Annotated in this window: 17 protein-coding genes; 14 read left to right on the top strand and 3 right to left on the bottom strand. The window is 76.2% G+C overall.

Translation table 11 applies throughout. From position 1 onward, the window contains the following. Nucleotides 1-8 precede the first annotated feature (8 nt). The 7 genes from guaB (at nucleotide 9) to O3T09_RS07915 (ending at nucleotide 10,074) form a co-directional block, all read left to right on the top strand. Entirely contained in the window at nucleotides 9-1,553 is a 1,545-nt protein-coding gene (gene guaB / locus O3T09_RS07945; protein WP_041104382.1) for an IMP dehydrogenase, read from the top strand. Between the two features lie 92 nt (nucleotides 1,554-1,645). Beyond that, entirely contained in the window at nucleotides 1,646-2,782 is a 1,137-nt protein-coding gene (locus tag O3T09_RS07940) for a GuaB3 family IMP dehydrogenase-related protein (protein ID WP_210078926.1), read from the top strand. 47 nt (nucleotides 2,783-2,829) lie between these two features. Further along, the gene (locus O3T09_RS07935; RefSeq protein ID WP_036384661.1) at nucleotides 2,830-3,795 is read left to right on the top strand and encodes an SURF1 family protein; all 966 of its coding nucleotides are present in this window, start codon (nucleotides 2,830-2,832) and stop codon (nucleotides 3,793-3,795) included. Beyond that, nucleotides 3,792-4,340 (top strand): DUF3817 domain-containing protein, encoded by a 549-nt coding sequence (locus O3T09_RS07930; RefSeq protein ID WP_010080440.1) that lies wholly within the window; start codon nucleotides 3,792-3,794, stop codon nucleotides 4,338-4,340. Before O3T09_RS07935 ends, O3T09_RS07930 begins: the two co-directional genes overlap by 4 nt. 22 nt (nucleotides 4,341-4,362) lie before the next feature. After that, nucleotides 4,363-5,982, top strand: a complete 1,620-nt coding sequence (gene guaA / locus O3T09_RS07925; RefSeq protein WP_158530772.1) for a glutamine-hydrolyzing GMP synthase — start codon at nucleotides 4,363-4,365, stop codon at nucleotides 5,980-5,982. A gap of 98 nt (nucleotides 5,983-6,080) precedes the next feature. Continuing rightward, nucleotides 6,081-9,845: a DUF4011 domain-containing protein gene (locus O3T09_RS07920; protein ID WP_269295476.1), complete on the top strand. Its 3,765-nt coding sequence runs from the start codon at nucleotides 6,081-6,083 to the stop codon at nucleotides 9,843-9,845. After that, entirely contained in the window at nucleotides 9,835-10,074 is a 240-nt protein-coding gene (locus tag O3T09_RS07915; protein ID WP_269295475.1) for a hypothetical protein, read from the top strand. The genes O3T09_RS07920 and O3T09_RS07915 overlap by 11 nt, the downstream gene beginning before the upstream one ends. 20 nt (nucleotides 10,075-10,094) lie before the next feature. On the opposite strand, the gene O3T09_RS07910 is transcribed toward O3T09_RS07915, so the two are convergent. Both O3T09_RS07910 and O3T09_RS07905 read right to left on the bottom strand, forming a co-directional pair. Continuing rightward, nucleotides 10,095-10,355 carry an FmdB family zinc ribbon protein gene (locus O3T09_RS07910; protein WP_098094663.1) on the bottom strand — a complete coding sequence of 87 codons (261 nt, stop codon included), beginning with the start codon at nucleotides 10,353-10,355 and terminating at the stop codon, nucleotides 10,095-10,097. A gap of 88 nt (nucleotides 10,356-10,443) precedes the next feature. After that, nucleotides 10,444-11,109, bottom strand: a complete 666-nt coding sequence (locus O3T09_RS07905) for a 5-formyltetrahydrofolate cyclo-ligase (protein ID WP_260843453.1) — start codon at nucleotides 11,107-11,109, stop codon at nucleotides 10,444-10,446. 57 nt (nucleotides 11,110-11,166) lie between these two features. On the opposite strand from O3T09_RS07905, the gene O3T09_RS07900 reads away from it, so the two are divergent. The 3 genes from O3T09_RS07900 to O3T09_RS07890 all read left to right on the top strand — a co-directional run bounded on the left by O3T09_RS07900 (nucleotide 11,167) and on the right by O3T09_RS07890 (nucleotide 14,028). Then, the gene (locus O3T09_RS07900; protein ID WP_044659461.1) at nucleotides 11,167-11,793 is read left to right on the top strand and encodes a GNAT family N-acetyltransferase; all 627 of its coding nucleotides are present in this window, start codon (nucleotides 11,167-11,169) and stop codon (nucleotides 11,791-11,793) included. Between the two features lie 77 nt (nucleotides 11,794-11,870). Further along, complete coding sequence (locus O3T09_RS07895; protein WP_144825267.1) at nucleotides 11,871-12,782, top strand: hypothetical protein; 912 nt, start codon at nucleotides 11,871-11,873, stop codon at nucleotides 12,780-12,782. A gap of 22 nt (nucleotides 12,783-12,804) precedes the next feature. Beyond that, nucleotides 12,805-14,028, top strand: coding sequence for a phosphotransferase (locus O3T09_RS07890; RefSeq protein ID WP_269295474.1), 1,224 nt, complete (start codon nucleotides 12,805-12,807; stop codon nucleotides 14,026-14,028). 59 nt (nucleotides 14,029-14,087) lie between these two features. On the opposite strand, the gene O3T09_RS07885 is transcribed toward O3T09_RS07890, so the two are convergent. Then, nucleotides 14,088-15,923 (bottom strand): hypothetical protein, encoded by a 1,836-nt coding sequence (locus tag O3T09_RS07885; protein WP_269295473.1) that lies wholly within the window; start codon nucleotides 15,921-15,923, stop codon nucleotides 14,088-14,090. Nucleotides 15,924-16,081: 158 nt separating this feature from the next. On the opposite strand from O3T09_RS07885, the gene O3T09_RS07880 reads away from it, so the two are divergent. The 4 genes from O3T09_RS07880 to O3T09_RS07865 all read left to right on the top strand — a co-directional run bounded on the left by O3T09_RS07880 (nucleotide 16,082) and on the right by O3T09_RS07865 (nucleotide 19,935). Continuing rightward, nucleotides 16,082-16,558 (top strand): NUDIX hydrolase, encoded by a 477-nt coding sequence (locus tag O3T09_RS07880; RefSeq protein WP_036316610.1) that lies wholly within the window; start codon nucleotides 16,082-16,084, stop codon nucleotides 16,556-16,558. Then, nucleotides 16,555-17,703 carry a glycine betaine ABC transporter substrate-binding protein gene (locus tag O3T09_RS07875; protein ID WP_144819115.1) on the top strand — a complete coding sequence of 383 codons (1,149 nt, stop codon included), beginning with the start codon at nucleotides 16,555-16,557 and terminating at the stop codon, nucleotides 17,701-17,703. The genes O3T09_RS07880 and O3T09_RS07875 overlap by 4 nt, the downstream gene beginning before the upstream one ends. 83 nt (nucleotides 17,704-17,786) lie before the next feature. After that, on the top strand, nucleotides 17,787-19,025 hold the full coding sequence (locus tag O3T09_RS07870) for a pyridoxal phosphate-dependent aminotransferase (RefSeq protein WP_070708759.1): 1,239 nt from the start codon (nucleotides 17,787-17,789) through the stop codon (nucleotides 19,023-19,025). Further along, nucleotides 19,018-19,935 carry a PPK2 family polyphosphate kinase gene (locus O3T09_RS07865; protein WP_129867340.1) on the top strand — a complete coding sequence of 306 codons (918 nt, stop codon included), beginning with the start codon at nucleotides 19,018-19,020 and terminating at the stop codon, nucleotides 19,933-19,935. Before O3T09_RS07870 ends, O3T09_RS07865 begins: the two co-directional genes overlap by 8 nt. Nucleotides 19,936-19,999 lie beyond the last annotated feature (64 nt).

Below are 19,999 nucleotides of genomic sequence, written 5' to 3'. Positions count from 1 at the left end.
GCGCCTTCGTGACCAACACCAGCACCGGTCCCAGCCCCGAGCCCGTCCACTCCTCCTCGGATCCCTTCGGCTTCTTCGGCCTCACCTATGACGACGTCCTGCTGCTGCCCAACGCCACGGACGTGATCCCCGCGGACGCGGACCCGGGCACCCGGCTGACCCGCAACATCCGCTTGAACATCCCCATCGTCTCCGCGGCGATGGACACCGTGACCGAGGCCCCGCTGGCCATCGCCATGGCCCGCCAGGGCGGCATGGGCATCATCCACCGCAACCTGTCCATCGAGGACCAGGTCCGCCACGTGGACACCGTGAAGCGCTCCGAGTCGGGGATGATCAAGGACCCCGTGACCATCGGCCCCGACGCCACGCTCGCCGACCTGGACGAGCTGTGCGCCCAGTACCGCGTCTCGGGCCTGCCGGTGGTGGCCGAGGACATGACGCTGCTGGGCATCATCACCAACCGCGACACCCGCTTCATCCCGCGTGAGGAGTGGGCCACCCGCACGGTGGACACCGCCATGACCCGCATGCCGCTGGTCACCGCGCAGGAGGGTGTCTCGCGCGCCGAGACCATCCGCCTGTTCTCCCAGAACCGCGTGGAGAAGCTGCCGCTCGTGGACGATGCGGGCCGCCTGACCGGCCTGATCACCATCAAGGACTTCGACAAGGCGGAGCAGTACCCGGACGCCGCGAAGGACGACGAGGGTCGGCTGCGCGTCGGCGGCGCCGTCGGCTTCTTCGGCGACGGCTGGGAGCGCGCCATGGCGCTCGTCGAGGCGGGCGTGGACGCCCTCGTGGTGGACACCGCGAACGGTCACACGCACGGCGTGCTGGACATGATCGCGCGCCTGAAGAAGGAGAAGGCGGCCGCGCACGTCGACGTCATCGGCGGTCAGGCCGCGACCTACGCGGGCGCCAAGGCGATCGTCGACGCCGGCGCGGACGCCGTGAAGGTGGGCGTGGGCCCGGGCTCGATCTGCACGACCCGTGTGGTGGCCGGCGTCGGCGTCCCGCAGATCACCGCCATCTACGAGGCGGCCAAGGCCACGCGCCCCGCGGGCGTCCCGCTGATCGCCGACGGCGGCCTGCAGCACTCCGGTGACATCGGCAAGGCCCTCGTGGCGGGCGCCGACTCGGTGATGCTCGGCTCCCTGCTGGCCGGCACGGCCGAGTCCCCGGGCGACCTCGTGTTCTACCAGGGCAAGCAGTTCAAGACCTACCGCGGCATGGGCTCCCTGGGCGCCATGCAGACCCGCAACGGCACGCGCTCCTTCTCCAAGGACCGCTACTTCCAGGCGGACGTGCCGGACGAGGACAAGCTGATCCCCGAGGGCATCGAGGGCCAGGTGCCCTTCCGCGGCCCGGTCGCCTCGGTGGTCCACCAGCTCGTGGGCGGCCTGCGCCAGACGATGTTCTACACGGGCGCGTCCACGGTGGCCGATCTCAAGGAGAACGGCCGCTTCGTGCGCATCACCGCGGCGGGCCTGAAGGAGTCCCACCCGCACGACATCATGATGACCGTCGAGGCCCCGAACTACCGTTCGCGCTGACCCGCACGTCGGGTCCGGGGGAGCCCCCGGACGGGGCGGCGCCGACGACACGGTCGGAGCCGCCCCCGTGGCGCCTGGGCTAGGCTGGCCCGGTGACGAACCAGATTGAGATCGGCCGCGGCAAGCGCGGCCGCCGGGCCTTCTCCCTCGACGACGTGTCCGTGGTGCCCGCGCGGCGCACCCGGGATCCCCAGGACGTCAGCCTTACGTGGCGCATCGACGCCTACACGTTCGACATGCCCGTGATCGGTGCGCCCATGGACTCCGTGATGAGTCCGGAGACCGCCATCGCGATGGGGCGGCTGGGCGGTCTCGGCGTCCTCAACCTCGAGGGCCTGTGGACCCGCCACGAGGATCCGCGCCCGCTGCTCGAGGAGATCGCCGCCCTGGAGGCCGGCCCGGCCGGGACCGAGGCCACCCGCAAGCTGCAGGAGGCCTACGCGGCCCCCATCCGCCCCGATCTGATCACCGAGCGCCTCGAGCAGATCCGCGAGGCCGGCGTCGTCGTCGCGGGCTCGCTGACCCCGCAGAACACGCAGGAGTTCTACCGCACCGTCGTGGCGGCGGGCGTGGACCTGTTCGTCATCCGCGGCACCACCGTCTCGGCCGAGCACGTCTCCTCCACCCAGGAGCCGCTGGACCTCAAGCAGTTCATCTACGAGCTGGACGTGCCCGTGATCGTGGGCGGGGCGGCCGGCTACACGCCGGCCCTGCACCTGATGCGCACCGGCGCGGCCGGTGTGCTCGTCGGCTTCGGCGGCGGCGCGTCCACCACCACGCGCCGCGCCATGGGCATCCGCGTGCCGATGGCCACGGCCATCTCGGACATCGCCGAGGCGCGCCGCGACTACATGGACGAGTCCGGCGGCCGCTACGTGCACGTGATCGCCGACGGCGGCGTCTCCACCTCGGGGGAGATCGTCAAGGCGATCGCCATGGGTGCGGACGCCGTCGTCCTGGGCGCCGCCCTGGCCCGCGCCACCGACGCCCCCGGCGGCGGCTGGCACTGGGGCCTCGAGGCCGCCCACCCGGAGCTGCCGCGCGGGCACCGCACCCACGTGGGCCAGGTGGCTCCGCTCGAGGAGGTCCTGTGGGGGCCCGGCCGCCACGCGGACGGCACGTCCAACCTGATGGGCGGCCTGAAGCGCGCCATGGCCACCTGCGGCTACACCGAGCTCAAGGACTTCCAGAAGGTGGAGGTCCTCGTGACCCCCACCCAGACCGTCTGATCCCCGCCGCCCCGAGGCGGCACCCCGACCGGAAGAGTTGATACGGCGTGCTGCGCACCGCCCTCAAGCCCGTCTGGCTGGCCACCCTGGTGCTGGCCCTCGTGGCGGCCGCGGTCTTCGTGGCGCTGTCCAAGTGGCAGTTCGAGTCCGCGGAGACGAACGCGCCGCCGCCGCGCACCCAGACCGAGAACGCCGTGCCGTTCCTGGAGCACGTGCGTCCCTACGAGGCCCTGCTGGGCTCGCAGGCCGACCAGGTGGTCACGGTCGAGGGGGAGTTCGTGCCCGGCACGGACGTCCTGGTCGGCCCGCGCCTGCTGAACGGCCGCGACGGCTACTGGACGGTCACGGCCCTGCGGGTGGCCGGCGCCCCGGACGGCGAGGTCGTCCCGGTGGTCCGCGGCTGGTCGGCCGACGCCGACGTCGTGGACCCCGCGCCCGCCGGGCAGGTCACCGTCACCGGGCGCCTGCTGCCCCCGGACGGGCCGCTGCCGCGTGAGGCCGCGGCCGAGGACACCGCCGACCGGCTCCTGTACCGCAGCCTGGCCCCGGCCCAGCTGGTGAACGTGTGGGACGAGCCGTCCTACGCGGCGTTCGTGGCGGCGTTCGAGATGGTCGACGCCGCGGGCGCCGAGACGGGCGCGGCCGGCCCCGGCGGGCTCGAGCCGGTGTGGGTGGCCCCGCAGCCGGAGGAGACCCAGATCATCTGGCTCAACGTCTTCTACGCCGTGGAGTGGATGCTCTTCGCCGGCTTCGCCCTGTTCCTGTGGTGGCGGTTCGTCCGCGACGACCACGTCCGGGACGAGCACGAGCGCCGGCTCGACGAGGAGTGGGCCGCACAGTGGCGCGCCGAGGAGCTCGAGCGGCGTCGGGCGGCCGCGCGCGAGGCCAAGGAGCGGGCCTTCGCGGCGCAGGCCGCGGCGCACCCACGCCAGGACCACGACGACGACGGGGCCGCGCGCCCCGACCCCCGCGACCCGGGCCCCCGTGGGCCCCGAGAGGAGCAGAGCCGATGAGCACCCAGCACCCCGGCCCCCAGCCGGTGGACCCGGCCAGCCTGCCGGATCCCGAGGACATCACGGAGGCCGACCTGCCCGAGCCGCCCCCGCGGCCGGGCCGGGAGCAGCGCCGTTTCGCCGGCACCCAGCAGCAGATCCGCTCCGCCACCCGCCTCTACGTGGTGTGCGCGTGGATCACCGGCATCATGCTCCTGCTGCTCGTGGCGGAGATGGTGCTGAAGTACGGCATGCACGTGGAGCTCTACGCGGGGGGCACCACCCTGGACGGGGACGCCAACGGCCTGGGGCTGCACCCCACGGACAGCGTGACCGGGGGAGTGAACCTGTCCCTGTTCATCCTCATCGCCCACGGCTGGATGTACGTGGTGTACCTGCTCGCCTCGTTCCGCCTGTGGTCCCTGATGCGCTGGGAGCCGCTGCGCCTGCTGGCGATGGCCGGCGGCGGCGTCGTGCCGTTCCTGTCCTTCGTGGTGGAGAAGCGCATGACCCGCGTGGTCCGGGACGAGCTGCACCGCTTCCCGGACGCCGCGCGGCGCTACTGAGCGCCTCGACTATCCTGGACGGGTGACGCAGAACGCCCCCCACCCCGACACCCCCACCCCGCTCAGCGACGTGATGCCCACGGTGCTGGTGCTGGACTACGGCGCCCAGTATGCGCAGCTCATCGCGCGTCGTGTGCGCGAGGCCAACGTCTACTCCGAGGTCGTGCCCGCCTCCACCCCGGCGGCGCAGATCCTGGAGCGCGAGCCCGCGGCGCTGATCCTCTCGGGCGGGCCGTCGTCGGTGTACGAGCCCGGCGCCCCGCAGCTGGATCCGGCGCTGCTCGAGGCCGGGGTGCCCGTGCTGGGCCTGTGCTATGGCTTCCAGTCGATCGCGCACGCCCTCGGCGGCACCGTGGCCAAGACCGGTACCCGGGAGTACGGCTCCACCCGCCTGGACTCGGTGGATGCCGACTCCGTGCTGTTCGCGGACCAGGACCTCGAGCAGGTCGTGTGGATGTCCCACGGCGACGCCGTGACGCAGGCGCCCGAGGGCTTCGCCGTGACGGCCTCCACCGCGGGCGCCCCCGTCGCCGCGTTCGAGGACCGCGAGCGCCGCATCTACGGCGTGCAGTGGCATCCCGAGGTGGGCCACTCCTCCCGCGGCCAGCGGGTGCTCGAGCAGTTCCTGCACGTGGGTGCGGGCCTGGGCGCGGACTGGACGGCCAGCGGCGTGATCGAGGAGCAGGTCGAGCGCATCCGTGAGCAGATCGGGGACAAGCGGGCCATCTGCGGCCTGTCCGGCGGCGTGGACTCCGCCGTGGCCGCGGCCCTCGTGCAGCGCGCCATCGGCGACCGCCTCACCTGCGTCTACGTGGACCACGGCCTCATGCGCGAGGGTGAGTCCGCCGAGATCGAGCAGGCCTTCGGCGAGGCCCACGGCGGCGCCCGCCTCGTGATGGTGGACGCGCGCGAGGACTTCCTGTCCGCGCTGGCCGGCGTCACCGACCCCGAGACCAAGCGCAAGATCATCGGCGAGCGGTTCATCCGCACCTTCGAGAAGGCGCAGGCGGACATCGTCCTCGAGTCCGAGCACGACCCGGACGCCACCGAGGTCCGCTTCCTCGTGCAGGGCACGCTCTACCCGGACGTCGTCGAGTCCGGCGGCGGGGACGGGGCGGCCAACATCAAGTCCCACCACAACGTGGGCGGCCTGCCGGACGACATCGAGTTCGAGCTGTGCGAGCCGCTGCGCGAGCTGTTCAAGGACGAGGTCCGCGCCGTGGGCGCCGAGCTCGGCCTGCCCGAGGGCATCGTGCACCGCCAGCCGTTCCCGGGCCCGGGTCTGGGCATCCGCATCATCGGCGAGGTCACCCAGGAGCGCCTGGACCTGCTGCGCCGCGCGGACGCGATCGTGCGCGCCGAGCTCACCGCGGCCGGACTGGACCGCCAGATCTGGCAGTGCCCGGTGGTGCTGCTCGCGGACGTGCGCTCCGTGGGCGTTCAGGGCGACGGCCGCACCTACGGCCACCCGGTCGTCCTGCGCCCCGTCACCAGCGAGGACGCCATGACGGCGGACTGGGCGCGGATCCCGGACGACGTCCTGTCCCGCATCTCGAACCGCATCACCAACGAGGTCGACGGCGTCAACCGCGTCGTGCTCGACGTGACCAGCAAGCCGCCGGGCACCATCGAGTGGGAGTGAGCGGCGCGTCCGGCGCCGCATCCGGCCGCCCCTGACCGGGGCGGCCGTCCGCACGAAGACCGCCTGGACCCAGGCGACGGAGGAAGGACCGCACGCACGTGACCGAGCAGGAGTTCCCGCGCCTGGCCCGCGCCCGCGCCGCCGCACGCCCCGACGAGGGGCAGACCCGCCCCGACCCGGCCGCCTGGGTGTCCTCCCTGGGCTCGGGCGCCGAGAACGACACGATGCTGCGGTTCGCGCCCTCGGCGGCCAACAGCATCGACCTCACGGAGGCGAACTCCTCCGGTGTCTCGCAGCTGCTGCTGGGGCGGCGCACCCGCCTGTCCACCCTGCTGCCGGCCGGCCCGGAGCTGGACGCGGCGCACGAGGTCTCCCTCGGCCTGCGCGCCAAGGTCCGCGAACTGGCGGAGGAACGCGGCATCGACGTCGGTGCGCTCGCCGTGGGCGTGGCCACGTGGACGGCCGAGGAGGACGGCCGGCGGGAGCGCCGCTCCGCGCCCGTGTTGCTGGCCCGCGTGGCCCTGACGGTGCGCCGCGGCGCCCGGGGCCGGGACGAGCTGGAGATCCAGATCACCGAGCCGGCCCGCCTGAACCCGGCGCTCGTGCGGAACCTGCGTCGGCACCACGGCATCGCCCTGGACCCCGAGGCGTACCGGCAGGCCGCCTACGCTACGGCACGCCTCGAGCCCGCCCCCGCGTTAGCCCGCCTGCGCGAGGAGGCCGCCGCGATCGCGGACCTGCACGTCGAGGACCGCCTGCTCGTCTCCACGTTCGCTGACCTCGGCGAGACCGCCTCGCTGCCCGCCTCCCTCGAGGATCTGCCGGTCGTGCAGGCCCTGTACGACGCCGGCACCGGCATGGTGCCGCGCCCGGCGGCGCTGCAGCCCACGGGCGCGCCCGCGGAGGACGACGTCGCCCCGGCCGACGAGCGCCTCGTCCTGGACGTCGACGCCGCCCAGGCACGCGTGCTCGAGCACGCCGCGGCGGGGGAGTCCCTCGTGGTGGCGGCCGCCCCCGGCACCGGGCAGACCCAGACCGCCGCCGCCCTGGCCGCGCGCCTGGCCTGGGAGGGTCGGCGCGTGCTGGTCGTGGCCGAGCGCTCCGCCGCCCTGGCCGACGTGCTCGACCGCCTCGAGGAGGCGGACCTGCGCTCGATCGCGCTGGATGTGCCCGCCAACGCGGACCCCGAGCTGCTCCGCCGCCAGCTCGTGCAGGCCGTCCTGCGCTCCGAGCGGGCCGTGGACCCCGACACCGCCCGGGACGAGGCCGCCCTGACCGAACGACGGCGCCGGCTGCAGGAGCACGTCGGCTCACTGCACCACGTCCGCCCCCGCTGGGGCTGCTCGCCGTTCCAGGCGATGCAGGCCCTGGCCGCCCTGACCGGGCTCGAGACGCCGCCGGCCACCACCGTGCGCCTCAAGCGCTCCGTGCTGGACTCCACCGTGAACCGGCAGGCCGTGGGCGAGCAGCTCGTGCGCGCCGGGGAGCTCGGCGCGTTCTCGGCCGCCGCCACCGAGAGCCGCTGGTTCGGCGCCCGCGTGCGCAACGTGCAGGAGACCGAGGCCGCCTCGGAGCTGGCCGACGAGCTGGCGGCCGCCCTGCACACCACCCGGCGTGCCGTGGACACCGCCGCCGCCCAGGCCGGCCTGCGCCCTGAGCGCACGGTGGCCGGCTGGGCGGAGCAGGCGGACCTCTACCGCCGCGTGGCCCGCACCCTCACCGAGTTCACCCCCGAGGTGTTCTCCCTCGACGTGCCCCAGCTGGTCGCGGCGACCGCCACCAGCGCGTGGCGGCGCCTCCACCTGGTCGAGATGTCCTCGGTGACCCGGTCCCGCCTGCGCCGCGCGGCGAAGGACGCGGTCCGCCCGGGCGTGCAGCCCACGGACCTGCACGGCGCCCTCGTGGACGCCGCCGCCGTCCTGGAGGACTGGAACCGCCACGCCGCCGAGCCGGGCACGCCCCCGCAGGTGCCGGACCAGGGCGAGCACGTGATGGGCCAGGTCGGCCAGGTGCGCGAGCGCCTGCGCCGGCTCGAGGACGTCCTCGCCCCGGAGGCCGTGGCCGAGGCGCCCTTGGAGGAGCGGGACGTGGACGACCTCGTGGCCGCCGTCGACGGGCTCGTGGCGGACCGCGACACCCTGGCCACGCTGCCCGAGCGCACCCTCGTGCTGGACAGCCTGCGCGACCACGGCCTGGCGGAGCTGCTCGAGGACCTGCGCGACCGCGAGGTGCCCACCGAGGCCCTGACCGCCGAGCTCGAGCTGGCGTGGTGGCAGTCCGCGCTCGAGGCCATGATCTCCGGGGACGACTTCCTGGCCATGATGAGCGGCACGGACCTGGCCGAGGTCGAGCGCGGGTTCCGCGACCTGGACCGCGCCCATCTCGAGCGCGGCGGCGCCCGGCTCTCCGCCGCGTTGGCCGCGCGCTGGCGGGAGGCGCTGCGCACCTATCGCGCGGACGCGGCCGTGCTGCGCACCCTGCTCAAGCAGGGCAGCCCCACGGTCGAGTCCCTGGCCACGATCACCCCCGAGCTCCTGCAGCCGCTCGTTCCGGTGGTCACCACCTCGCCCATGGCCCTGTCCGAGTTCCCCCCGGAGTGGCGCGCCGACGTCGTCGTGCTGCTGGAGGCCGACGCGACCGCCCTGGCCACCGCGATGGGCGCGCTCACCCGCGCCCCCCAGGTGGTGGCCTTCGGCGACCCGGTGATCGGGCGCCCGCAGTCGTTCCAGGTGTCCGTGGACCCGACGGCGACCGCCGGGCCCCTGCGCCCGCTGCGCTCGGCCTACGACGCGCTGGACGAGGTGCTGCCCACCTTGCCGCTGCGCACCGTGCACCGCCCCCTCGAGCGGCGCCTGGTGCGCCTGCTCTCCGCGCTCGCCTATGACGGCGCCCTGGACGCGCTGCCCACCGCGGGCGAGGCCACCGGCCGGGATCGTGCCGTCACGGCCGAGTACCTGCCCGAGGGCACCGGCATCCCGATGACCGGCGGCGACGTGGTCGAGTCCACGAACGCCGAGGTCGCCCGCACCGTGGAGCGGGTGTTCGAGCACATCCGCGACCGGCCCGAACAGTCCCTGGCCGTGGTCACGGTGTCCGAGCAGCACGCCCGCCGGGTGGCCGCCGCCGTGCAGGCCACGGCCGCGCAGGCGCCGTGGGCCCACGAGTTCCTCGCCCGTGGCCGTGGCGAGGATGCCGCCGACGCCGAGCCGTTCGTGATCGTGCCGGTCGTGCGCGCTGCCTCCGTGACGCGCGACGCCGTGATCCTCACCCCCGGCTACGGCCGCACCCCGCACGGCCGCGTGGTGCACCACTTCGGCGCCTTCTCCGACCCGGACGGCGAGCGCATGGTCACGGTCGCGCTCACCCGCGCCCGCCGGCGCCTGCACCTCGTCTCGGCGCTGCGCGCCGCGGACCTGGACGAGGACCGGCTCGACGGCGGCGCCCTCTGGTTCCTGCGGCTGCTCGAGGCCTACCTGGGCGACGACGCCGCGGACCCGGTGGGCATGGTGGGCGACCCGCTGCTCGCCGATCTGCGCGACCGGCTCGAGGAGCACGGCGCCCGCGTCCTGCCCCGCTACGCCGGCGTCATGGACCTGGCCGTGCTCGATCCGCGCGCGGACCGGAACGAGGCCCCCCGTCCGCTGGCCCTGGCCGGCGACGGCGGCGAGGTGTACCGCGCCCTCACGGTGCGGCAGCGCTCGCGGACCCTGCCCGAGGGGCTCGAGGCCCGCGGCTGGGAGCCCCGGACCCTGTGGGCGATCGACGTGTTCGCGGACCCGGAGTCCGTGGCCCGCGAGCTGGCCGACCGGCTGGGCGTGGAGCCGACGGACGAGACGGACGAGACCGCCGACGATGTCCGCTGACGGCGCGCCGCGCCGCCGCGGCCCGCGCCGGGCGGACGCCCCGGGAACCGGGCCGGCAGCCGCCGACGGCCGCGAGCCGCGCCTGCCCGGGATGCCCCGGCTGACCGGCCAGGCCGGGACGTCGCCGGCGACCGCGCCGACCGGGGACGCGGCCGGGGTCGAGTCCGGTGCGGCCGAGGCCGAGCGCGACCGCTGGCTGCGCGAGCAGCGCCCGCCCCACTGGGGCTGAGCCGGCCCGATCCGGCCGGGTCAGTCCGCGGCGGCGGAGGACGAGGACGACGTCGAGGACCCGGCGGCCGAGTCCGAGGTCGATCCGCCGGCCGAGCCGGTGCCGGAGCGCGAGTCGGTCCGGTAGAACCCGGAGCCCTTGAAGCTCACGCCGACCGAGCCGTACTGCTTGCGCAGGACGCCGCCGCACGCGGGGCACTCGGTGAGGGCGTCGTCGGTGAAGGCCTGGACGACGTCGAAGGCGTGGCCGCAGTCCTTGCATCGGTAGGCGTAGGTGGGCATGCTCAGCTCCAGCTTGCTCGGGGCGCGCCGGGGCGCGCGGTTCTGGGGGGATCCGACCTCCGATGCTACTCCGCGCCGCGGGCCGGGCTCAGACCCAGCGCAGCCCGGCCGCGGTGACGACGCCGTCCACGGGCCGGTCCGTGGGCTCGGCGGGGATGGCGCCCGCCGGCAGCAGCTCGTCCTCGAACACGAGGGCCACGGTGGGCACGCTCCGCGGCAGCTCGGCGAGGAAGCGGTCGTAGTAGCCCCCGCCCTGGCCCAGGCGCATCCCGTCCTCGGCCACCGCGAGCGCCGGCATGACCACCGCGGTCGCCGCCGCCAGCGCGTCGGTCCCGAGCCGTTCGCCCACGGGCTCGTCCACGGGGGCGTTCGCCGCGCGCGCCGTCGCGACCTCCGGGTGCCACGGAGTCCAGCTCAGGCGGCGTTCCGGCTCGATCACGGGGACGAGCACCCGCGACCCGGCGGCCAGCAGGCGCGTGCGCAGCACACCGGTGTCCGGCTCGGTGGCCATCGGCAGCACGGTGGCCACCACCGGGGCGGCCCCGTCCGCGGTCGCCGCGGCCACGCGCGGACCCAGCCACGCCCACAGGTGCTCGACGGCGGCCGCGGACTCGGCGGCGCGGCGCGCGGGGGAGCGGTCGCGGCGGGCGGTGCGCAGGCGCGCACGCAGGGCGGCCTTGGCGTCCACGACGTCGTCGACGCCGGCGACGGGGCCCGTGGCGGCGGGCTCGGGCACGGGAGGGGGAGTGCGCATGTCCCCATGATGCCCGCCGCACCGGTGCCGCGCCCGGCCGCGCATAGGATCGACGCCATGTCCTGGCAGCGTTCCCCCTGGCCCGTGACCCTGCGGCACAGCACCCTCGCCCTGCGGCCGCTGCGGCGGCGGGACCGGGAGGCGTGGGAGGAGCAGCGGGCGCACAACCGGGAGTGGCTGACGCCGTGGGATGCCACGAGCCCCGTGCCGGGCGCGGGCCCGGCGTCGTTCGGGCAGATGGTCCGCTGGCACGGCCGCCAGGGCCGGGACGGCAGCGCCTACACGTGGGGCATGGTCCTCGACGACGACCGCCCGGACCGGGACCGTCTGGTGGGGCTGCTGTCCCTGGGCGGGATCCAGTACGGCTCGGTGCTCTCCGGCTCGATCGGCTACTGGATCGACCGTCGCGAGGCCGGCCGGGGGCTGACGCCGACGGCCGTGGCCATGGCGACGGACTGGGCGTTCCGCAGCGCCGGTCTGCACCGGGTCGAGGTCAACATCCGCCCGGAGAACGCGGCCAGCCTGCGGGTCGTGGCGAAGCTCGGCCTGCGCGACGAGGGCCTGCGGCGCGCGTACCTGCACGTGGACGGCGCCTGGCGGGACCACCGGACGTTCGCGGTGACCGCCGAGGAGGTCCCCGACGGCCTGCTGGCCCGGTGGCTGGCCACCCGGCCGCGCCCCTGAGCGGTCCGGCGGGACACGCCGCGTGCGGACACGCCGCGATGGCCGGGCCGGTCCGCCTCCGGCGCTAGGCTGACGGCATGGACGAGACCACCGCGCCGACGAGGGCCGTGCAGGCCGCGCTCGACGCGCTGGCCGACGCCCGGGTGAGCGCGTCGCTGGTCATCGTGGCCCTCGTGGCCTTCCTGGCCTGGCGGCTCGTGCTGCGCCGCCATCGTCTCGCGTCCGCCCCCGCCCGCCCGTCGATGCCGAGGTCCTTCATGCACCGCCTGCAGAGCTCGCCCGCCGTCCGTGCCCTGACCGCCCGGTTCTCGGGCCGCCTGAGCGCCGCCGCCGACGCGGCGCGCGCCGCCCGCGGCCGGACCGGCCTGCACATCCGGTGGGGGCGCACGGCGCTGTTCCTCGCCGTCCTCGTGGCCCTGCTCGTGTTCCTCGTGGCCGGGCTCGCCGCGGCGTTCGGCGCGGGCACGCTCGCCCTGGCAGGCTGGTCGCTCCTGTTCGCCGTGGCCGGGCTGGCCGGCCTGCGGGCCCTCGCGGTCCGCGACCGCACCCGTCGCGCCCGGCCCGCCGCCGTCGTCGTCCCGGAGCGCCCCACCGCCCCGGCGGCCGAGGAGCGGCAGGCCCCGCCCGCGGACCCCGAGCGGGACCGCCGCGTGCTGGAGACCGTGCTGGCCTTCGAGACCGAGGCGCCGCGTCCGGCTGCCGCGCCCGCCGCGTCCCGGGCCGAGCCCGTGGTGGTGACCGCCTCCGCCGCCGCCCCCGCAGCGGACCGTGCGGTGACCATCCCCGCGGTGCCGCGCCCCACCTACCTGGACGCCCCGGAGATGGCCCGCCCCCTGCCGGCGCCGCTCGAGACCCCCGCCCCCACCGGCGCGGACACCCGGCCCCAGGACGCCGCGCGCACGGCGGACGATCAGATCAGCGCCGCCGCCGAGCAGGACATCGCCGCCCTGGACCTGGACAACGTCCTGGCGCGGCGCCGGGCCTGCTGAGCCCCGCCGGGCGGGCGCGCCCGTGAGCATCGACCGAGCCGCCGCGCGCCAGGCCGTCCGCGCGTCGGGCGAGCGCTGGCTGCGCACCCGAGCCGACGCCCTGCACCTGCAGCGGGGACGTCGGCTCGCGCGCGTCCTGGACCTGGACGTGATGACCGGACGCGCGGGCGACGCCCGCGTCCGCTCCCGCACCCTCGTCCTCGCCCGCGACCCCCGACACCCCGCCGCCCCCGGCGCGGCGTGCCCGCCCGTCCCGGGCGAGCGCGGGATCCTGGAGGACGGCACCCTGTGGTGGTGGGCCCCCGCCGACCCCGTCCTGCCGGGCCTCACGCTGACCGCCGATCCGGACGCGCTCGCGGCCCTGATCGGCACGGCGCCGGGCCGGGCCCGCCTCACGTGGCGCGGCTACCGGCCGCGGGACCGCGCGGTCCTGGCCGTCGAGGCGACCGGCGACGACGGCGTCGTGGCCCGCACGTTCCTGAAGGTGCTCCCGCCCGCGCGGGCCGCACGGGTCGCCCGGCGCATGGCCGCGGCGGGGGCGGCCGGGGTGCCGGTGCCCGCCGTCCGCGCGGCGCCGGAGCACGGGGTGCTCCCGCTCGCCAGCGTGCCGGGCCTGCCCTGGCGGGCGCTGCTGGCCGGGCCCGAGGCCGCCGCGCTCGACCCCGCGCGGGTTGCCGCGCTGCTGGACCGGCTGCCGCCGGTGCCCGAGGAGCCCCCCGGCCCGGCGGGCCCCACGGCCGGGGCGGCCGCGGACGACGGCGGACCCGCCGTCCTGCTCGAGCACGCCACGTGGGCCGCCGTCGTGCTGGACCCCGAGGCCCAGGACGAGGCGGCCGCCCGGGCGGACCGGATCCGCGCGGCGCTCGCGGCCGGGGACCCCGGCCCGCGCGTGCCCGTGCACGGCGACCTGCACCCGGGGAACCTGCACGTGGACGCGGCGGGGGAGCGGATCACCGGCGTGCTGGACGCCGACGACCTGGGCATGGGGCACCGCGTGGACGACTGGGCCGTCCTGATCGCCCATCTCGAGGCGGGCGCCGTGGACCTCGGTGCCGGCGGCGCCGCGCTGCGCGCCGTGGCCGCACGGTTCCGGCGCCACGCCCGCAGCGAGGTCGACGAGGTGGCGCTGGCGGCCCGCGTCGCGACCGTGCTCGCCGCCCTCGCGGCGCAGCCGACCGCGCCCCGCGCCGTGCGGGCCGCCCGCCGTGCCGCCGCCGACGCCGCCCTGGCCCGCGTCGGCCTCTGACCCGCGACGGCTGCCGCCACCGTCGGGCCGGGCCGCCGGGCCGCCGCCTCGAGCGGCGGTCAGTCCGCGCCGAGCCCCTCCCGGAGCGCGTCGAGCTCGTCCCGGACGCGCGCGGCGCCGTCGTGGTCCCCGAGGGCGGACAGGCACTGGTGCAGGCCCGTGAGCGCGCCGAGGCGCACGAGCGTGGAGTCGGTGGAGTCGCACACCAGGCGGAAGAGCGTCGCGGCCTGCTCGGGGCTGCCGTCCTCGGCCACCACGTAGGCGGCGAAGAGCTCGGCCTGCGCGGCGCCCTCGCGGTCCCCGGCGGCCGTGAACAGGTCGGCGGCCTGCAGCGCGGTGGCGATCGCCTCCGGCCCCCGCTCGAGCGACCACAGGGCCCGGGCGCGGGTGTCCGTGTAGTCGGCCACCTGCCAGTCGGCGCCGGCGTCCCGCACGAGGGCGAGCGCCTCCTCGAGGAGGTCGAGGCCCTCCGCCTGGCCGGACTCGCACAGCAGGTACCCGTGCGCGTGCAGCGCGGCCGGCAGCACCGCCGGGTCCTCGTCCACCGCCTGGCGCGCGGCCGCGACCGCCCGCTCGAACAGGTCGAGGGCCGAGGGCCGGGTGCGTTCGTCGCGCTCGCGGTTCACGAGGGCGCCGGCGGCCAGGAGCGTGCGCGCGGCGTCCTCCCACTGGCCGTGGGCCTCGAACAGGCCGGCCGCCTCCCGCCACAGGGGCAGCGCGTTCTCGGCGCGGTCCTGGTCGTGGTGCGCGTGGCCGAGGTCCACGAGGGCGCGGGCCTGCTCGACGTCCCGGCCGTGGGTGGCCTCGCGGCGCACCAACCGGGCGAGCAGGGGCTCGGCCTCGTCGGCGCGGCCGGCGAGCACGAGCTGGTGCGCCCACCAGTAGCTCAGGCTCGAGGCCTCCGGCGCCTCGGCCTTCTCCGCGTGCACGGAGGCCAGCTCCCACGCGGCCACGGCGACCTCCTCGTACCCGTCGAGGTCGCCGGCCACGCGCCCGGCCAGGGCCGCCGCGGAGGCCGCGCCGCGCCGCAGACCGACCGAGGCCATCCGCTCCGCCGCCTCGAGCGCCAGGTCGAGGGCCGCCGTCGGACGGTCCAGCTCATGGGCGGCGATCGCCCGCACCGTGGTGGCGGAGGCCAGGACGGCCCGGGCGGCGGGCAGCGCGGTGACGACGGCGGCCGCCGCGTCCGCCTCGGCGTGCTCGCCCCGCCACAGGTGCAGGCGGGCGAGCAGCAGGTGCGCGCTGGACCACGAGCCGGTGGGCAGCAGGGCACCGGCCGCGCGCAGCCCGCCCAGGACGGCGATGACGCGGCGGGCCAGCTCGAGCGCGGCGTCCAGGTCCCCGGTGTGCACGCGGTGCACGGCCAGGGCCAGGGCGGCCTCGGGCAGGACGGTGTCCCCGGGGTCCTCGCCGGGAGCGCCCGGCTCGTCCTCCACGACGCCGGCCAGCACCGCCGCCTCGACCGTGTCCGGATCACGCACGAGGGCGGCACCGAGCTGGGATTCGAGCCCGGCCTGCCGGGGCCGGCCGAGGTGGCGCAGCAGCGCCGCCCGGGCCTCCACCCAGCGGGTCAGGGCGGCCTCGTCCCCGACCTGGCCCGCGGCGACCGCGAGCGCCCGCAGCAGGGCGAGGCGGACGTCGTCCTGGCCGGGCACGAGCGCGGCGAGGCCGGAGTCGGCGAGGCGGGCGGACTCCCGGGGCTCGTCGCGCAGCGCGGCCTCGAGGGAGAGCTCCCACCAGCCGCGGGCGTCCAGGGCGGTCGGGGCGTCGGGCGCCGCGGTGACGCGGGCCTGCCGGAGCAGGGCGTGCACCCGGTCCAGGGCGGCGTCGACGGCTGGCTCCACGGGGCCGCCGGAGGGGTCGTCCCGGCGGGGCGGGTCCTGCGGGGTGTCCACGGGCGCTGCTCCTTCCGGGGGTGGGACGGGTGGTCCTCCAGCCTAGGGCGCGGGTCGGTGGACCGTGCCGCTGTTCGCGGTGGGCGGTGCTCGTAGACTGGCCGGGCCCCGGCGTCGCCCGCCGCGGGCCGTCCCACTGCCGCCAGGAGTCCGCAGCCATGAGCACCACCCCCGCCGCCCCGGACGCCGCCGGAGCGCACCCCGCCGGCCCGTTCCAGACGCGCGCCGGCGCATACGCCCTGATCGTGGACGGCGGCCGCGTCCTGCTCAGCTCGTGGCAGGGGCCCGAGTTCCTGCAGTGGACGCTGCCCGGCGGCGGCATCGAGCTCGGCGAGAGCCCGGAGGAGGCGTGCCTGCGCGAGGTCTGGGAGGAGACCGGCCACACCGCCGAGCTCACGGGCCTGCTGGGCGTCACGACCGGGACGATCCCGGTGGAGAAGCGCCTGCGGGGCGAGCCGCTGCCCCTGCTCACCGTGCAGGTCCTCTACACCGCCCGCATCACGGGCGGCGTCCTGCGCCCTGAGGTCGGCGGATCCTCGACGGACGCGCGCTGGTTCGACCTCGCGGAGCTCAGCGAGCTGCGCACCGCCTCCTGGGTCACCGAGGCGCTCGCCCGTGCCGGGGTGGACACGTGAGCCGCCCCGCCCACCGCCGCCCGACGGCCCTCGCCGCCTCCGCCCTCGTGCTGTCGCTGGCCCTGGGGGCGTGCGCGCGGCAGGCGGACGCCCCGCCGACGCCCTCCGCGTCAGGCACACCGATCACGGTCGTGCACGGCGGCGAGGGCCTGGAGGGCGCCGTCGCGGCGGTCCTGGCCCGTCACCTGCGCCTGCACGGCCACGCCGTGGCGGACGAGGACGGCGTCGCCGTGGAGCAGCCGGCGTGGTCCGCCGCCGGCGGGGACACGGTCGCCGTCGTGGACACCCTGGCCCTGGCCGTCGCCGCCGACCCCGCAGTGGCGCTGCCGTCCCCGCCGCCGCCGACGTCGACGCCGTCGTCGACGCCGACCGGGACGGAGGCCGGCCCGTCCGCGGACGCCGTGCCCACCCCCTCGGCCACCGCCTCGACCGCCGCCCCGAGCCCCACCGCGCTGCCCGCCGGGGATCCCGCGGCCGACGCCCAGGCGGCCGGGCGCGTCCTGGAGACGCTGCTTGCCGAGGAGACGGCCGCAGCGGGGACACCGCAGGACGAGGCCCCGGCTGTGCTGTCCTCGTCGGCGGGCGTGCTGCGCCTGACCGCGGTCGTCACCCAGACCACCGCGGCCCGGCTCGAGCTCGAGTCGATCACGGACCTCAACGGCCGGTGCGAGTCGCTCACCGCCGTCGCACCCCCGCCCCTGACCGCCGCGGCGGATCCGGACGCGGCCACGGCCCTGCGCGCCCGCCTGGACCGGCTCGCCGGCTGTCGACCCGAGACCTGGCTGGCCGACACCGAGGACCCGAGCGCCGCCGTCGTCGCGGATGAGGCCCAGGTCGCGCTGCTGACCCGCACGGATCCGGAGATCGACGCGAACTCGCTCGTCCCGCTCGAGGACGACGGCCGCGTGCTCCCGGAGGGGCGGCTGACCGCCGTCGGCTCCGCCGCGACGCTGGATGACGACGCCGAGCGGCGCATCGCCGAGGTGATGTCCGCCCTCGACGGCGACGGTCTGCGGGAGCTCGAACGGCTCACCACGGGCGCCGACCCGCTTCCCCTCGCCGAGGCCGCGCAGTACTGGCTGGTGGACCATGGCCTGGAGGACGCGCCTGAGGACTGGTTCGTGCCCCGCGGCTCCTGGTTCTGAGCCCGCACGGATGCGGGGCGCCGGCCCGCGTCGCACGAGCGCGACTGTGATGCACACCGCCCGGGGGTGCCATGATGGAGGGCATGCCGACCCCGCGTCCCCGCCAGATCCGCCAGTCCGCCAAGCTGCTGAACGTCCGCTACGACGTGCGCGGCCCCATCCTGGAGGAGGCGCAGCGGATGGAGGCCGCGGGCCACCGGATCATGAAGCTGAACATCGGCAACCCGGCCCCGTTCGGCTTCGAGGCGCCGGACGCCGTCCTGGCGGCGATGCACCAGCACCTGCCGCACGCGCAGGGCTACTCGGACTCCAAGGGCATCTACTCGGCGCGCATCGCCGTCTCGCAGTACTACGAGTCCCGGGGCATCCGGGACATCGGCGTGGACGACGTGTTCATCGGCAACGGCGTCTCCGAGATGATCACCATGGTCCTCACGGCCCTGGTCGACGACGGCGACGAGATCCTCGTCCCCTCGCCCGACTACCCGCTGTGGACCGGCGCCACCACCCTGGCCGGGGGCCGAGCGGTGCACTACCGCTGCGTCGAGGAGGAGGGCTGGGAGCCCGACCTCGAGCACATCGAGTCCCTCGTCACGGAGCGCACCAAGGGCATCGTCCTGATCAACCCGAACAACCCCACCGGCGCGGTCTACTCCCGCGCCGTGCTGCAGGGCATCGTGGACGTCGCCCGCCGCCACAACCTCGTCCTCATGGCGGACGAGATCTACGAGAAGATCACCTACGACGGCGCCCGCCACATCAACGCCGCCGGCCTGTCCGACGACGTGCTCACCCTGACGTTCTCCGGCCTGTCCAAGGCGTACCGGGTGGCGGGCTACCGCTCCGGCTGGGTGGCCGTGTCCGGGCCGAAGCACCGGGCCGCCGACTTCCTCGAGGGCCTGACCCTGCTGGCCAACATGCGGATGTGCGCCAACGTGCCCGCGCAGCACGCCATCCAGGTGGCACTGGGCGGCTACCAGTCCATCGACGACCTCGTCCTGCCCGGCGGTCGGCTGCTCGAGCAGCGCAACCTCGCCCAGGACCGCCTGAACGCCATCCCCGGCGTGTCCGTGCAGCCGGCCCACGGCGCCCTCTACCTGTTCCCGCGGCTGGACCCGGAGGTCTACGCGATCGACGACGACGAGGCGTTCGTCATCGAGCTGCTGCGGGCGAAGAAGATCCTCGTCTCGCACGGCGGGGCGTTCAACTACCCGCACAGCGACCACTTCCGGCTCGTCACGCTGCCCAGCGTGAAGGACCTGGACGTGGCCCTGGACCGCCTCGAGGACTTCCTCGAGGACTGGAGGGAGCGCCATGGCTGACACCCCGGCCGCCGAGGCGGGCCGTCCCGCCCGTGCCACCGACGACGGCGTCTTCGACGGCCCCGCGCGGGAGCTGTTCGCCGCCCGCCGCGGGGACGAGGTCCGGGGCCCGGCCGACGTCGACGCCGCCGCGACGCCCGGCTACGGCGGGGACAAGGCGAAGGGCAAGAAGGACCTGGCCGCGCGCGGCGGGGCGCTCGCCGACCTGCAGGAACTGCTGTTCGCTCAGTCGGTGCGCCACGCGCCCGAGGGGGAGGCGCCGTCCCTGCTGGTCGTCCTGCAGGGCATGGACACCGCCGGCAAGGGCGGGATCATGCGCCACGTGATCGGGGCGATGGACCCGCAGGGCGTCCACGTGCACGCGTTCAAGGCGCCGACAGCGGAGGAGCGCGCCCACGACTTCCTGTGGCGCATCCGCCCGCACCTGCCCCGGCCCGGCCTCGTCTCCGCGTTCGACCGCTCGCACTACGAGGACGTGCTCGTGCATCGCGTGCGCGGGCTCTCCCCGCTGGCCGAGGTGGAGGAGCGATACGGGGCGATCTGCGAGTTCGAGGCGGCCGTGCGCGCCGCTGGGACGCGGATCGTCAAGGTGATGCTGCGGATCTCGCCGGAGGAGCAGGCCGAGCGCCTGCTGGCCCGCCTGGACGACCCCACGAAGCACTGGAAGTTCAGCGAGAGCGACCTCGACGACCGCGCGTACTGGGACCAGTACATGGACGCGTACCGGATCGCGATCGAGCGGACGGACACCGAGGACGCGCCGTGGTTCATCGTGCCGGCGGACCGCAAGTGGTTCGCGCGGCTGGCGGTGCAGCAGCTGATCATCGAGACCGTGCAGGGGATGGGGCTGGACTGGCCGAAGGCCGACTTCGACGTCGCGGCCGCCCGCCGTCGCCTGCTGGCGGGCTGAGCGCCGCCGTCGTCGCGGTGGGCGGGGAAGTGGTGGCCGGACCTTGCCAGGCCCGGGGCCGCAG

It is taken from the genome of Micrococcus sp. H39-S4 (assembly GCF_027158145.1).
GTDB lineage: Bacteria > Actinomycetota > Actinomycetes > Actinomycetales > Micrococcaceae > Micrococcus > Micrococcus luteus.
This window is presented reverse-complemented; position numbering and strand designations above follow the sequence as displayed.

What these genes read in the sequence shown, in the direction of transcription:
- O3T09_RS07930 (WP_010080440.1), top strand. Translation starts at nt 3,792, where the DNA reads ATGAGCACCCAGCACCCCGGCCCCCAGCCGGTGGACCCGGCCAGCCTG.
- O3T09_RS07915 (WP_269295475.1), top strand. Translation starts at nt 9,835, where the DNA reads ATGTCCGCTGACGGCGCGCCGCGCCGCCGCGGCCCGCGCCGGGCGGAC.
- O3T09_RS07910 (WP_098094663.1), bottom strand. Translation starts at nt 10,355, where the DNA reads ATGCCCACCTACGCCTACCGATGCAAGGACTGCGGCCACGCCTTCGAC.
- O3T09_RS07905 (WP_260843453.1), bottom strand. Translation starts at nt 11,109, where the DNA reads ATGCGCACTCCCCCTCCCGTGCCCGAGCCCGCCGCCACGGGCCCCGTC.
- O3T09_RS07900 (WP_044659461.1), top strand. Translation starts at nt 11,167, where the DNA reads ATGTCCTGGCAGCGTTCCCCCTGGCCCGTGACCCTGCGGCACAGCACC.
- O3T09_RS07895 (WP_144825267.1), top strand. Translation starts at nt 11,871, where the DNA reads ATGGACGAGACCACCGCGCCGACGAGGGCCGTGCAGGCCGCGCTCGAC.
- O3T09_RS07880 (WP_036316610.1), top strand. Translation starts at nt 16,082, where the DNA reads ATGAGCACCACCCCCGCCGCCCCGGACGCCGCCGGAGCGCACCCCGCC.
- O3T09_RS07870 (WP_070708759.1), top strand. Translation starts at nt 17,787, where the DNA reads ATGCCGACCCCGCGTCCCCGCCAGATCCGCCAGTCCGCCAAGCTGCTG.
- O3T09_RS07865 (WP_129867340.1), top strand. Translation starts at nt 19,018, where the DNA reads ATGGCTGACACCCCGGCCGCCGAGGCGGGCCGTCCCGCCCGTGCCACC.